The following is a 13,366-nucleotide window of genomic DNA, read 5'->3' on the forward strand; positions in this document are numbered from 1 at the left end:
AAGTCCGTTTTTCTGGTGCCGTAAAGCTCGGTGGATGCGTTGGCGTCGCAGTTTCCCGCAGGCGTTCGATACAAGGAGTGCTTACCTTCGGCAGTGTGTCGACGAGAGGGCAGGATCCTCCAATTCTCTCGACCACCGAATATTCAGTACCGGATGCCGGGTTTCGGCGCCACTGCATTGGCCAGGACCGATCCGTTAGCTGTGATCAGCCAAGACCGCAGACTTCTTGAGTTCTCGCGTGACCTTCAGAAGAGCGTTGAAGAATTGTCATGCCTTCATGCTAGCGATCTCCATTTCGGCCACAATAGGAAACAAGATGATCCGAGCTTACAGCGTGAACGACCATACCTTGGTCTGCACTCCGCTACCTTCGGGAGCGGCGTTGCCGGCGAACACCATCTGGATCGATATGTTCGAACCGACCGTTGAAGAGGACGCCCATGTCGAGACACTTGCCGGCCTGTCGATCCCGACCCGGGACGAAATGCGAAACATAGAAGATTCAAGCAGGCTGTATTCGGAAAACCATGCGCTTTATCTCACTGTGCCGATATTGTTCGCTGCCGGAACAGACACACCTGGCATCGCGCCGATTACGTTCGTCGCCACGAAAGAACACCTGGTGACCGTGCGCTACACGGAGCCGCTGCCGTTCACCCTCTATGCCGCGCGTTCCGCAAAGCCAGGCAATGACCTTGTCTTCCCGAAATGCGATCCACTGACGATTTTCTTCGGCCTCATCGAATCTGTCACCGACCGCATAGCCGAGCTGTTGGAAAATGTCGTGCAGCGTCTCGACGCCGAATCGACACGGCTCATCTCAGGGTCAAGCGATAAAAGGCCTATGTCGACAAAGGATTTCAGGCTAGCGCTCAAACTGATAGCGAAGGAAGGCGACTTCCTGTCCAAGATAAGAGAGAGCCTGTCGGGATTCGGGCGGCTGCTGGCCTACCTGCAGTCGTCCCCAGCTGTGACGACCGATCGACCTTCCCATTCGACATGGCTCAAGTCGCTGGAGCGAGATGTTCAATCCCTGAGCGACCATGTCTCCTATCTTGCCGAGCGTACTGTTTTCCTGCTCGATACCGTCGTCGGCCTGGTTTCCGTCGAACAGAACGGGATCATCAAGGTTCTTTCGCTCGCGGCCGTCGTGTTCATGCCGCCAACGCTGGTGGCATCGATCTACGGCATGAACTTCTCGCATATGCCGGAACTCGCATGGCTGCTCGGCTACCCCTGGGCGATCGGCATGATGATCATCGCGGCCATTCTGCCGCTCGTCTACTTCCGGACGCGCGGCTGGCTCTGAACCGCCCGCGTCCGGATCAAAACGAGCCTAAACGTTCAGTAGACCTCCGGCACAAACAACTCGGCAGGCACTGGCTTACGGGTGTAGTCCGCATGGCGCACGCGTTCTGGCAGCTCGATTTCGGACTTGCGCACGTCAGTATATGGAATCTGCGCCAGCAGATGCGCGATGCAGTTGAGCCGAGCTTTCTTCTTGTCTACGGCCTGCACAACCGACCATGGCGCATGATCCGTGTGGGTACGCGCAAGCATGTCCTCCTTGGCCCTGGTGTAGTCTTCCCAATGTATCCTGCTCTCCATGTCCATGGGCGAGAGCTTCCACTGTTTCAGCGGATCATGAATGCGCATCTTGAAGCGGAACTCCTGCTCCTCGTCGGTGATTGAAAACCAGTATTTGACCAGCACGATGCCTGAGCGCACGAGCATGTGCTCGAATTCGGGAACCGACCGGAAGAACTCCTCGAGTTCATCCTGCGTGCAGAACCCCATCACGCGTTCGACGCCGGCACGGTTATACCAGCTACGGTCAAACAGGACGATTTCGCCGCCCGTCGGCAAATGCGGGACGTAGCGCTGGAAATACCATTGGTTGCGCTCACGTTCGGTCGGAGCCGGCAATGCAACCACCCGGCAGACACGCGGATTGAGGCGCTGCGTGACGCGCTTGATGGCGCCGCCCTTGCCCGCGGAGTCCCGCCCCTCGAAAATCACCACGACCTTGAGCTTGTTGTGCTGCACCCAATCCTGAAGCCGTACCAGTTCGTGCTGAAGCCGGAAAAGCTCGCGGAAATATATCTTGCGGTCCAACGTTGGTTCGGCTGGCTCGGACATCCCTTCGGCGACAAGCTCGTCCAGCCTATCCTCTTCCCGCTGCATCTCCAGTTCCTCATCGAAACTGTCTGCGATTTCGGCCTTGATTCGGCTCAGACTATTCTGATCGTCATAATTCATGGACGTTGTCCTGTTGGGTGAACTGTCAAGGAAGCAGAGCATCTGCAACACCAATGTGACAGACTGGATCATTCCGCGATCGGAAGGACCGGAATTGGTCAAAATGCCGCCGTGGTGAGCGGCCGCAACAAAGTCGCCGGCGGACCGGCAAGAAGGTCGCTGCATCTGCTTGAAGTGCTTCGCACCGGTGGCGAGCCTTTGCTGACTGGTGCGCTGATTGATGAGATGACAACCGATCACACAGTTGGAATGGATCTGTTGCCCTGGCCCGGACGTGGCTTTGGTCTCGGTTTCACAATCCTGCGCGACCCAGGGATCGCGCACTCGGCGGAAACCGCGGGGACATGGCGTCTCGGCGGGGCCTATGGCCACTCATGGTTTGTCGATCCAGACCGGAAGCTGACGATGGTGGCCTTCACCAATGCGGGCCTGGAGGGGCAATCTCCCGGCGGTCGCCTTCCCGATGAACTTGCCAAGGCTCTCTATACAGCGTGATGCACGCTCCAAATGGGAAGCTTGCGGGTGCGTGACTGAGATCGGTATCTGATAGGTTGATGTGACCAAAAGAAAAAGGCCGGACTGTTAAGCCCGGCCAAGCATGAAGGTTTAAAACCTCCAGAGGGGAACGCGCCAGACGAATGGGAGGAGACGTCCGACGCAATGTGCATATGGGTCAGCTTAGGTGACCTTTCAATGACATTGCGGTGGACCACTGTTGCCGCTCGATAGAGCCAAGGATGGAATTGGTCGACGCACAACGTCGCGTCAGGCAACCGTCATGCCGCCGGAGATGCCTCAAGCACGAGAAAGGCGAGTTCTTGCCCCGCTTTCCGTCGCCAGACAGCCTTTTGACTTTCAGCAATCTGCCGCCTCGGTCTCCGGACCAACCATGCTTCGCGCCGGCTTGGCGGACAGTGCATCCGCGACTTGCCGCGCCGTCCGGCAGATGCCGGGCACTTGAGAAAAATCAGCCAGCTTTGCTGAGACTGCCGGCAGAGGACTTGCCGGTGCGGCGATCCTGCTCGATCTCGTAATTGATCTTTTGGCCATCAACGAGGTTCGAGAGACCAGCACGTTCGACAGCGGAGATGTGGACGAAAACATCCTGACCGCCATCATCGGGCTGGATAAACCCAAAACCCTTGGTGCTGTTGAACCACTTCACGGTTCCAGTCGCCATATGCGTATTCCTTGTAATGTTTGCAGATGTCTGATCCGGCGGTGAAGCCGAACCGGTTCGTATCGAGATTTGGAATAGACACAGCAACGCCGGAAATCGCAAGGCCAGATCGACCCGCCAAAAATGTCTGCATCAGTCATATAAGCGCGCAGCTCCTCGATCTGCGACGCCTCCGTTGTTTTGAGAAGGGACGTTTGCTCTACGCGTGGCCAAGCCGCGCCTATTTCTGGGACAAGCAATGGATACATGCCGACGTGGCGTTCAGCAACGAATTGACTCGATAAACCAATCCATATTATCGATGATCGATATCGATTTTCGATTACGTGGATCGACTGTCTATGATCGCCAACCATGGAACATCAAGATCTACTCAGCGGCCTGATCCGCCTCCATGTGTTGCATCATGCGGCGCAAGAAGAACTCTATGGCCAGTGGATGATAGAGGAGCTTGCACGGCATGGTTACAAGCTCAGCGCCGGGACGCTTTACCCAATGCTCCGGTCCATGGAGAAAAAAGGATACCTGACCTCCAAGGGACACCGCGTCGGCCGTTCCGTACGGCGCATGTATCGCGCGACGCCGCTCGGACGCAAAGCGTTGGAGATGGCACGCGGCAAGGTGCGCGAGCTCATCGGCGAGATGATGGAGCACCCCCACACATAGGCTGCATGATCAGCACCCTCGGACCATTGTTCAAGCGAGATCACAATGACCGCTAGCAACGAGACAGTCACGGCGTCGCGCCGCGGCTCCTCGGCCGAGGTCTTCCGCGTCTTCCTCAAATTGGGCCTCACCTCGTTCGGCGGTCCAATCGCCCATCTCGGCTATTTTCATGATGAGCTGGTCGTGCGGCGACGCTGGATCGATGACCCCGGCTATGCCGATCTTGTCGCACTCTGCCAGTTCCTGCCTGGCCCTGCCTCCAGCCAGGTCGGCTTCGCGCTAGGCGTTCTTCGGAGCAACAGCCTGCTGGGCGGTCTGGCTGCATGGATCGCCTTCACCCTACCGTCGGCGATCATGCTCGTCGTCTTCGCACTCGGCGCGGCCAGCTTCACAGGGCCGGTTGCCGAAGGTGTGTTGCATGGGCTGAAGCTGGTCGCTGTTGCGGTTGTCGCCCAGGCCGTCTGGGGTATGGCGAAGAGCCTCACACCCGATCGCGAGCGCGCCGCCATTGCATTGGCGGCGGTCGTGATCGTCGCCTTCGTCGACGGATCGTCGGGTCAGATCGGCGCGATTGCTATCGGTGCTTTTGCCGGGCTTTGGCTCTGCCGCGCCGATGGTACCACGCCCGCCGGGCACTTGAGCTTTCCCGTGTCGCGGCGGCAGGGGGCATGCGTGCTCGTCCTGTATGCGGCTCTGTTTCTGATCCCACCTCTGGTTGTGAGTGCGACGGGTCATCAAGCCATCGCGCTCTTCGATGCGTTCTATCGGTCGGGAGCGCTGGTCTTCGGCGGCGGCCATGTCGTACTGCCGCTGTTGCAGGCCGAGGTGATGACGCCTGGGTGGGTCAGCAACGAGGCTTTTCTGGCGGGCTACGGACTGGCGCAGGCTGTACCCGGACCGCTGTTCACCTTTGCGGCCTATCTTGGTGCAGTCGCAGGCCCTGCGCCTAACGGCCTCACCGGTGCCGCGATTGCGCTTGTCGCGGTCTTCCTGCCTGGTCTTCTGCTGGCCTACGGGGTGCTGCCTTTCTGGGATGCGTTGCGCCTGCGCCCGGCTGTGCAATCAGCGATGCGCGGCGTCAATGCGAGCGTCCTCGGTATCCTGGGAGCTGCGCTCTACAGTCCGGTCTGGACCAGTGCGGTCCTTGGGCCGCGTGACTTTGCGCTTGCGCTTGCTGGCTTTCTTCTACTCACCGTGTGGAAGGCCCCACCGTGGATCGTCGTTGTCCTGATGGCTATGGCTGGCGCAGCCTTGAAACTGGTTTGAAGGGCGGCGGGGCGGGCTACGAAGATGTTCGCGGCCCTCACCTGAGTTTTGCCGATTGGGCGAAGGACAAGCGTTGCGCGATCGCGCGCAACCGATCAGAGGAACGCAACAGGGAGAGACAACCATGCCTGGAATCAGCGTGCGTTACATCGTCGATAAGGTCGATGCAGCAGTGGAGTTCTATACAAAGCATCTCGGCTTCTCTGTCGATCTGCGTCCGGCACCAAGCTTCGCCATCTTGTCCAGGGACGGTTTCCGTCTCCTGGTGAGCGGAATGGGCGGACCAGGCGGTGCCTCGCAAACGATGCCAGACGGCCGCAAGCCCGAGCCTGGCGGCTGGAACCGCATCCAGATTGAAGTCGCGGACCTGGAAAGGGAAGTCGCCTCGTTGCGGAACGCAGGCGCGTATTTTCGCAACGAGATTGTGCAAGGCATGGGCGGCAAACAGATATTGCTCGAGGACCCAGCGGGAAATCCGATCGAGCTGTTCGAGGCACCAAAGATTTGAGCAGTACGATTGTTGGGGGCCAACATCTGGACACGGCGAGCGAAAGCCACGCAGGCATCCAAGTTCACCTGATTTGCAATGGCCTGGGAACTCGATCTAACATTGCGAACGGTAGGTTGCGACGTCTCGATGCTTCTGTAGATGTCAACGAGCGTCGCAACGGTCCTTAATTCGGGATTTCAATGTCAGCCACAGCTTACTCACCCATTCAAAAGACGCTGCATTGGGTACTTTTCATTCTTGTGCTCGCCCTTTACGGGCTCACCTACGGCAATAGTTTGTTCCAGCGAGACGATCCGAATCGGGCTCTGGCGCAATGGCTCCATATCTCGTTTGGCCTGTTGCTGGCCGGGCTTGTGATTTGGCGAGTGGTTATGCGCTTATCCAGGGGCGCACCGAATCTTCCTCCATCCATGACAGGCATGGAGAAAGTGCTTGCCAAGGCTGCACACCTCGCGCTGTATGCACTGCTGTTCACCATCCCAGTGCTCGGAATTGTGCTGACCTGGTTTAGAGGTGACTCGGTGAGCTTCTTTGGTCTCTTAAGCGTTCCCGCGCCGTTTTCCCCGGATCGCGACATAGCGCGATCGATCAAGGCAATTCACGGTCTATGTGCCAATGGATTGCTGATCCTTGTAGGAATTCACGCCTTGGCAGCCCTTTGGCATCATTTCGTTCGCAAGGATGACATTCTGAAGCGCATGCTTCCAAACTAAGTTCTCGCCGGAATGCGAAATACACGCTGATGTCCCTCGCAATCTTCACGTGACGGCGATGTTTTCATTGTGGGACACGGGTTAGTCGGCATACGGAAAGGCAGGGCATTGCACCGGCCAGGAAAGTGCCACGCAACGTTGGACGGCCGCTGGATCAGGATCGTTCGTTTCTTTGTCCGGTTCCCGAAAGGGAAATCGATCTCCGAAGGTCTCGAAAAGCCAGCCGTTTGTTGCGCGGCTGGCCAAGGACTGCAATGGGTCAACCCGCCCATTGCACCGAACGTCAGCTTTGGCGGCATCGGGGAGCGTCGGGAATCGCCGCTTCAGGTCTCATGACCGGACATTTCCGGAGTTCTCCAAAGCCGACCCCCGAGCTAGTGCCGCCGAATGGCTCTCTGTCAGCATCGTGTAGCCCATATCCTAGATGATCAGCGCTGCCACGAGCCAAAGGACTGCGCCGACTTTTGCAAAGTCACTCCAGCCGGAGGGATGGCGGGTGGCCGAGCGCCAAACGAAGAGACACAGAAGGAGGTTGTAGGGAAGCGGCGCCAGGAAAATGCCCAGCGCGAGCCAATCGGGGGCGTCCGTGGCAAACGCCACAAGGGCAGTGGCAGCCGATACCGCGTTGACGATCGTGCCGACCACCAGCATGTCGAACCAAAAGACGCGACGGAGCGGGACGTCGCCGTTCCAGTATGTCCTCAGCAGGGAGCGCATGCCGATTAGCCTTGTTTTTTCGTGGGCGCTTTCGCGAGCGCACCGGCATTGCATCGCCTTGCTGCCTAAGCCGGTGCGGCAAGGATCTTGTCAATACGACCGCCATCGATGAGTGTTAGCGAGCCCGATCCACGCGACCGGATCAGCCAGCCATGGCCCGGCGCGATCCAACGGGGTGGCAAAGTCGGTCCGGAACATCGAGCGGTCCGCGACTTTCCTTGGAAGCCACGGGCGTCGACCAAGCATGAGCTGCGCTGACAGGAAAACCAGCGGCGCGCCGAGGATTCCTGAAGTTCCCGGCGGCATCGGCAACACGGTCGGAAGTGCGAAGACGACCATCAGCGCGGCCAGCGCGCGATCACCCAGCGCGACAACAAGATCTCCGACGGAAATTCGCTCCCGCGCAGTATCACCGGCAATCGACCACAGGATGTCGGAAAGTTTGCGTCCACGCTCTTCGCTATCTGGCGGAGTGTGGACGGGACTGGTGGACGGTTCTTCGTCAGGCATGGAAATCAGAAATCGCCGAAATCGCCGCCGTCATCAAACCCTGTATCGACATTGTCAGCCTGAGGCTCCTCGTTCGTCTCGGCTGCCTGAGCCTCATTGCCGCCGAACATGCCCGCAATCGCGCTGCCGAGCAAGACGCCGCCGGCAACGCCCATCGCCGTCTGCTGGCGGGCGATCTGCTCGCCAATATAGGCTTCCGCTTCCTGGTCCCGAGGCGGCGATTGCCGCGCAACATCGGCGAGCTTGTCGAAGAGGCCGACGATGGCCTGCTGGTCCAGTCTGTCCACAATGATGCTCTGACCTGACTGCTATTCCTCGCGCTGGCCCGTGAAGGTCAGCAGGAGCTGGAAGATGTTGATGAAGTTCAGGTAGAGCGAGAAAGCTCCGAAGACCGCGAGTTTCTGCCGGGATTCGGCATCGAAATTCTCGGCATACTGCTCCTTGATTGTCTGCGTGTCCCATGCCGTCAGGCCGACAAAGACGAAGATGCCGATGACCGAAATGGCGAACTGAAGAGCCGTCGAACCGAGGAAGATGTTGACGACGCTCGCAATAACCACGCCGATCAGGCCCATGATCAGGAAGGACGAGAATTGCGAGAGATCGCGCTTGGTGGTGTAGCCGTAGAGGCTGGTCGCGCCGAACATGGTTGCGGCAATGAAGAAGGTGCGGGCAATGCTGGTGCCCGTGAAAACCAGGAATACAGAGGCCAGCGACAGTCCCATGACCGCGCAGAACGCCCAGAACATCATCTGGGCTCCAGCCGCCGACATCGATTGCATGCGAAACGAGAAGACAAGCACGAAGGCCAGCGGTGCGAGCATCACCACCCATTTCAGCGGCGTCGAGAAGATTGGTACGTAAAGCGCCGGGGTGGAGCCGACGACGAAGGCGACGATGCCCGTCAGCACCAGTCCGAGGCCCATATAGTTGTAGACCCGCAGCATATGCTGTCGCAGGCCCTCGTCGAACACTGTCGCGGACTGGCTGCGAGCCGTGTTCATTCCCGATTGGAATGGAGTGTTCATCCTGGAATCTCCCTAGGTTGACTGGATCAATAAAGCGTATCGGAGAGCTGGCTTGCCGCTCGGTCGAGATCGCGCGCGTCAGCCTTCGCAACGAGCGCATAGGCGACTTCGCCGATCTGGAAATAGGCGGCCGTCACATCCTGCATGTCGGCAACGGTGGGCTTGACGACATCGAACGTGCCCGGACGCACCGCAAACAGCGAAACGGCACCCAACTTCTCAGTCTTGATTGCCATTTCGACGCTTGGCCCGAACTTGGAGGGAAACAGCTGTACGTCCGTCACCTGCCAATCCTTGGGCAGTCCTGGCATGACGATCGCCGTTGCCGCACGAATTTCGTCGGGATCATAGTCCGGAACCGCCGGCTGCGACGCCATGGAGGCGCGAAGGGCGGTTGTCCTGTGCGACATCACCGCATCGTTCACGTAGTCCGGAGGCGGCGTGGAGGCGACGACTTCCGATATGACCAGCGGGCCAAATCCGGCATGCGCCATCCAGCCCACCGCCACGAAAACCGCAATCGCCGCCACGCGCTGCAAACTGCCGACAAATCTCCTGCGAGCCAGACCACGTTCCAGACGGCGAGCCGCGTCACCGGTCGCGGGACGAGCCATGCCTTTTGGCCCTGCCAAGGCGAGACGCAACTCGCCACGAACTCGAAGATCGGACATCACGCGCGCCGCGGCTTCCGGACTGCCTGAAAGATAGGCTTCCACCTCGATCCGGCGGCTCGCGTCCAGCTGATCATCCACATAGGCGTCAAGGTCAGCGTCCACGATGGGATCACGCATCTCGTTCATCACGGCCTCCCACGATCCTGAGGCGACCTTTCGGCTGCCCTGCCGCATTGTCTTCCATGCCGCGCAAGCTGGCTCTTGCCCGTCCTATGCGTGACATGAGCGTGCCAAGCGGGATGCCGAGCGCATAGGCTGCTTCCTGGTAGGAAAGCCCTTCGACCGCAACCAGATGCAAGGCCGAGCGCTGCTCTTCCGGCAGGTCGAGAAACGCCTCCCGCACCTGAGCGAGCCGCACGACATGATCCTGATGAGGCTCCATCCGGGTTTCGGAGAGGTATCCGGATTGCACTACCCGGGCAGCTTCGGCACGGCGCGAACGGACCCCGTCGATGAAGGAATTATGCAGGACCGAAAGCAGCCAGACGCGCAGGCTACCGCCCTGCCTGAACGTTTCCCGACGCTCATAGGCACGGACCAGCGCATCATGGACAAGGTCTTCGGCATCCGTCGCGTCACGCGTCAGCGCGCGGGCATAACGGCGCATGGAGCCAAGCTGGCCTATGACGTCGAAGCGCGGTTTCATTCGATCCATGACAGGTTTACGGAACAGCGAACGGTTTTAATCCCCTCAGGCGGCGATTTTTCCCGGGCACTGGAGCTGGACCCTGACTTCTATCCGGAAATTCCATCCTGCATTTTATGCGATTTTTCTGCAGCAGACCTGCCGGAGCTTCGTGACGGCTCCGCCGATCCTACATTTTTGCAGCGCACAGTGTGCTCGCGTTAAGCAAGCCCCAACCGAATGTCGGATCCTTGCCAAGGTCACCAAGGTCTTGCGCAGATTTAGTCAGTGTCTCGTGCACCTGCGCACTAGTCATGCCTTGGCCGCTCGATCGAAGGAGAGCGGCTGCGGCTGTGACGAACGGCGCCGCAAATGAAGTGCCCGTTTTAAGCCTTGCACCGCTGACGGAAGCAGCCGTCCATATCTCCACGCCGGGTGCAGCCAGATCGATGTGCTTGCCACGACCGGCGCGCCGATAGACACGCTTGTTGCGATCCACCGCAGTCACGGCAATGACCTGCGGGTACGCCGCAGGATAGGCCGGGTCGGCTTTCGGGCCCTTGTTACCGGCTGCAGCGACGATAACGACGTTACGGTCGGATATCTCCGTCACCAGCCGTTCGAGCAGCATGTTTTGCGGGCCGGAAAGACTCATATTGATGACGTGCGCTCCACGCGACGCCAGAAGATCCATGGCGCGGATAAGCTCGTAGACATCGGAGCGGTCGTCCTGGCGAGCGGCACTCTGGAATGTATCGACTGCGATCAGCTTCGCGCCCGGCATAAGACCCGGCGTGGAGCTGTCCGCAGCGCCAACAAGCAGGGCCGCGACCGCAGTGCCGTGTTGCCGACCGGATTGCGGCAGTTCCTCATCTACCAGCCGAACGATCTCGACCTGACCTTTCGCGAAGGTGGCGTGGTCGGCATTGATCGCGGTATCGATCAGGCCGACTATTACATCGCCGCCGCAATTTGTCGGCCCAGTCACACGGATGGGCCATCCAACAAGGTTTGTCGCATCGCAATGAGGGCCAGAGCATTCGGGAATGGCTTCCTGCTCAGGCCGGTAAAAATGGTTGAAATCGGCTATCGACGGTGGCCCAAAGGTGCGTATCCGATCGCGCGCGGCCTCAAGCGACATGCTTGATGGTTTGCGCAGCTTGACCACCTCCGAAACCAGCAGCGGAATTTCCGCGTGATCGAGCACAACGAAGCCGTAAGCCGTAAGCTGATCGATCTGCTGTGCGGTAAGGCCGGTCGCGACAATCTCATCAGTTGTGTGCACGGGTAGCGGGGGTTGGGGTGCCTGAGCGCGGTAAGGACGAGCAGCGCCACTTCGTTGCGCCCGCGGCAGGAACCGGTTGCGCAAGCCCCGAAACAGGTTTCGTCCACTGGAGCGGCGCGATCCGATTGATGGATCGGAGTTGCGGGAGGAAGCGCCACTGCGGCCACCATCGTCATCACCGCCATCATCGTCGTCTGCGAAGGCGGGCTTTGTCTCCAGAAAGCCCGGCAGGAGGGAGCTGTCGGCAATCGGAATGCAGGCAAGCATGATTGCAAGAAGCAAACGTTTTGCTCGGATCCATCTCAGCCAATTGAACATGTCGCCCTTGCGCTTCATCGTTGACATCCCGGTTCCACCCAACAAATAAGGATAGCATCGCAAAGAACGGGCATTACGGCGCTTTATTCCCTCGGCATCGAAAGACCGGACCATACAATGATCGAAAGCGCGGATTCTGTCCAAGACCAGCTTGTCGCCTTCCTGCCAAATCTCCGCCGGTTCGCCATATCGCTCTGTGGGTCGCGCGATCTCGCCGACGATCTCGTTCAAATGGCCTGCGAACGGGCCCTCGCGAACGAGCAGCGTTTTGAGGCGGGTACCCGTTTCGATGCCTGGATGTTCCGCATACTGCGCAATCTCTGGATCGATCATATTCGCAAGCAAAAAACGGCTGGTATTCAGGAAGAAATATCGGAACGTCCCGACCTGACCGGATCCGATGGGGAGCGCGAAGTGCAGGCACGTCTCGCCCTGAAGAGCGTGTCCCAGGCCATAGCCGAGCTGCCGGATGAACAGCGTGAAGTGCTGCTCCTGGTCTGTGTGGAAGAGCTGTCCTACCGCGAAACGTCGGACCTGCTCGACATCCCCATCGGGACGGTCATGAGCCGATTGGCGCGGGCGCGTAAGAATCTGGTGGAAGCGGCTGGAATAACAGCGACTACTGAACGTTCTGAGGTCATGAAAGGGGCGAAGAAATGACCAAGGCAGATTTCTCCGACGAGATCCTGATGCGTTTCGCCGATGGCGAACTTGATGCGGAAACTGCGGCGAGGATCGATAAGGCGCTGGAGACGGACGACGATCTGCTGGCCAGGGTAGCACTTTTCACTGAAACGCGCGCGCAGGCGCAAGTCGCGATGAAGCCGCTGCTGGAAGAGGATGTGCCCGACCATCTGGTTGACGCCGTCCAGCGCATGGTCGACAAAAAACGCGCGCGGTCAACAGATGAACAATCGGCAGGCAATGTCGTGCCGCTTCGCAAGCCGGCAGCCGAACCACTCTCAGCTCGAACATGGCGATTGCCGATCGCCGCGTCCTTTGCCGCAGCCGTGCTGGGGGGCATGGTCGGTTACTGGCTATCATCGAACAATGGCCGTCCTGCAGAAGGATTGCAGGTTGCCGGTGTCAGCAGCCCGGCGCTGATCGAAGCGCTCGCAACGAGGCAATCGGGCGACGAAATCCAATTGCCCGGTTCAAACCAGCGCTTTCGCCTGATCGCGACGTTCCGCGATAGCCAGAAGGCGCTTTGTCGCGAATTCGAAGTCGACTCGCCGGATCAATCCACGGTCATCTCGATCGCCTGTCATGCAGGTGATGAGTGGCGCGTAAGCTTTGCCGTGGTTGCGCCGGGCGACAGCAACGGCTATGCGCCGGCATCATCCACCGAAGCGCTCGATGCCTATCTTTCGGCGATCCATGCCGAAGCGCCGATGTCGGCCGACGAAGAATTGAAGGCGTTGCAAACAATGCCTCAACGGCCTTCGAGCTAATTCCGGCGGTCGATTGCATCTCTGCGGAATAAAGGCGGAGGTTGCCCGTTTCCCATGTCGGACCGGAACCACTGGTCCAGTTTTGGAAACGGAGTAACGATCATGACAAGACACTGGAAGTTCAAATCGGCCCTGGTCGCGGGCATGACGGTTCTCGCAGGTA

General features: G+C 59.1%; 17 protein-coding genes. 8 read left to right on the forward strand and 9 right to left on the reverse strand.

All coding sequences use genetic code 11. The annotated features are described in order from the left end of the window. The first annotated feature begins 316 nt into the window (after nt 1–316). On the forward strand, nt 317–1,309 hold the full coding sequence (locus G6N74_RS28190) for a magnesium transporter CorA family protein (protein WP_165121314.1): 993 nt from the start codon (nt 317–319) through the stop codon (nt 1,307–1,309). A gap of 35 nt (nt 1,310–1,344) precedes the next feature. Here the strand turns inward: G6N74_RS28190 and ppk2 are convergent, their stop codons facing one another. After that, nucleotides 1,345–2,259 carry a polyphosphate kinase 2 gene (gene ppk2, locus G6N74_RS28195; protein WP_165121347.1) on the reverse strand — a complete coding sequence of 305 codons (915 nt, stop codon included), beginning with the start codon at nt 2,257–2,259 and terminating at the stop codon, nt 1,345–1,347. Nucleotides 2,260–2,484: 225 nt separating this feature from the next. Here ppk2 and G6N74_RS31585 point away from each other — a divergent pair, with 225 nt between their 5' ends. Next, entirely contained in the window at nt 2,485–2,754 is a 270-nt protein-coding gene (locus G6N74_RS31585; RefSeq protein ID WP_376767764.1) for a serine hydrolase, read from the forward strand. A gap of 472 nt (nt 2,755–3,226) precedes the next feature. Here G6N74_RS31585 and G6N74_RS28205 read toward each other — a convergent pair whose 3' ends face one another. After that, a complete protein-coding gene (locus G6N74_RS28205) occupies nt 3,227–3,439 on the reverse strand; it encodes a cold-shock protein (RefSeq protein ID WP_165121315.1) in 213 nt (70 codons plus the stop codon). 354 nt (nt 3,440–3,793) lie between these two features. Between G6N74_RS28205 and G6N74_RS28210 the strand changes: the two genes are divergently transcribed. The 4 genes from G6N74_RS28210 to G6N74_RS28225 all read left to right on the forward strand — a co-directional run bounded on the left by G6N74_RS28210 (nt 3,794) and on the right by G6N74_RS28225 (nt 6,595). Beyond that, a complete protein-coding gene (locus tag G6N74_RS28210) occupies nt 3,794–4,105 on the forward strand; it encodes a PadR family transcriptional regulator (RefSeq protein ID WP_165121316.1) in 312 nt (103 codons plus the stop codon). Nucleotides 4,106–4,150: 45 nt separating this feature from the next. Then, nucleotides 4,151–5,371 (forward strand): chromate efflux transporter, encoded by a 1,221-nt coding sequence (gene chrA, locus G6N74_RS28215; RefSeq protein ID WP_165121317.1) that lies wholly within the window; start codon nt 4,151–4,153, stop codon nt 5,369–5,371. A gap of 124 nt (nt 5,372–5,495) precedes the next feature. Further along, nucleotides 5,496–5,879, forward strand: coding sequence for a VOC family protein (locus tag G6N74_RS28220; protein WP_165121318.1), 384 nt, complete (start codon nt 5,496–5,498; stop codon nt 5,877–5,879). Nucleotides 5,880–6,061: 182 nt separating this feature from the next. Next, on the forward strand, nt 6,062–6,595 hold the full coding sequence (locus G6N74_RS28225; RefSeq protein ID WP_165121319.1) for a cytochrome b: 534 nt from the start codon (nt 6,062–6,064) through the stop codon (nt 6,593–6,595). A 420-nt stretch (nt 6,596–7,015) separates the two neighbouring features. On the opposite strand, the gene G6N74_RS28230 is transcribed toward G6N74_RS28225, so the two are convergent. The 7 genes from G6N74_RS28230 to G6N74_RS28260 form a co-directional block, all read right to left on the reverse strand. Continuing rightward, complete coding sequence (locus G6N74_RS28230) at nt 7,016–7,312, reverse strand: hypothetical protein (RefSeq protein WP_165121320.1); 297 nt, start codon at nt 7,310–7,312, stop codon at nt 7,016–7,018. A 90-nt stretch (nt 7,313–7,402) separates the two neighbouring features. Beyond that, entirely contained in the window at nt 7,403–7,822 is a 420-nt protein-coding gene (locus G6N74_RS28235; protein ID WP_165121321.1) for an exopolysaccharide biosynthesis protein, read from the reverse strand. Between the two features lie 5 nt (nt 7,823–7,827). Further along, the gene (locus tag G6N74_RS28240; protein ID WP_165121322.1) at nt 7,828–8,109 is read right to left on the reverse strand and encodes a DUF2076 domain-containing protein; all 282 of its coding nucleotides are present in this window, start codon (nt 8,107–8,109) and stop codon (nt 7,828–7,830) included. 21 nt (nt 8,110–8,130) lie between these two features. After that, on the reverse strand, nt 8,131–8,850 hold the full coding sequence (locus G6N74_RS28245) for a Bax inhibitor-1/YccA family protein (protein ID WP_165121323.1): 720 nt from the start codon (nt 8,848–8,850) through the stop codon (nt 8,131–8,133). Between the two features lie 26 nt (nt 8,851–8,876). Next, entirely contained in the window at nt 8,877–9,650 is a 774-nt protein-coding gene (locus G6N74_RS28250; protein WP_165121324.1) for an anti-sigma factor family protein, read from the reverse strand. Continuing rightward, nucleotides 9,634–10,179, reverse strand: a complete 546-nt coding sequence (locus G6N74_RS28255) for a sigma-70 family RNA polymerase sigma factor (protein WP_165121325.1) — start codon at nt 10,177–10,179, stop codon at nt 9,634–9,636. The genes G6N74_RS28250 and G6N74_RS28255 overlap by 17 nt, the downstream gene beginning before the upstream one ends. A gap of 160 nt (nt 10,180–10,339) precedes the next feature. Continuing rightward, nucleotides 10,340–11,896 carry a S8 family serine peptidase gene (locus G6N74_RS28260; RefSeq protein WP_246246020.1) on the reverse strand — a complete coding sequence of 519 codons (1,557 nt, stop codon included), beginning with the start codon at nt 11,894–11,896 and terminating at the stop codon, nt 10,340–10,342. Here G6N74_RS28260 and G6N74_RS28265 point away from each other — a divergent pair. Both G6N74_RS28265 and G6N74_RS28270 read left to right on the forward strand, forming a co-directional pair. Then, nucleotides 11,870–12,412 (forward strand): RNA polymerase sigma factor, encoded by a 543-nt coding sequence (locus tag G6N74_RS28265; protein WP_165121326.1) that lies wholly within the window; start codon nt 11,870–11,872, stop codon nt 12,410–12,412. The genes G6N74_RS28260 and G6N74_RS28265 overlap by 27 nt on opposite strands. Then, a complete protein-coding gene (locus G6N74_RS28270) occupies nt 12,409–13,203 on the forward strand; it encodes an anti-sigma factor family protein (RefSeq protein ID WP_165121327.1) in 795 nt (264 codons plus the stop codon). The genes G6N74_RS28265 and G6N74_RS28270 overlap by 4 nt, the downstream gene beginning before the upstream one ends. The last annotated feature ends 163 nt before the right edge of the window (nt 13,204–13,366 follow it).

The organism is Mesorhizobium zhangyense, from assembly GCF_011045115.1.
Classification (GTDB): domain Bacteria; phylum Pseudomonadota; class Alphaproteobacteria; order Rhizobiales; family Rhizobiaceae; genus Mesorhizobium_M; species Mesorhizobium_M zhangyense.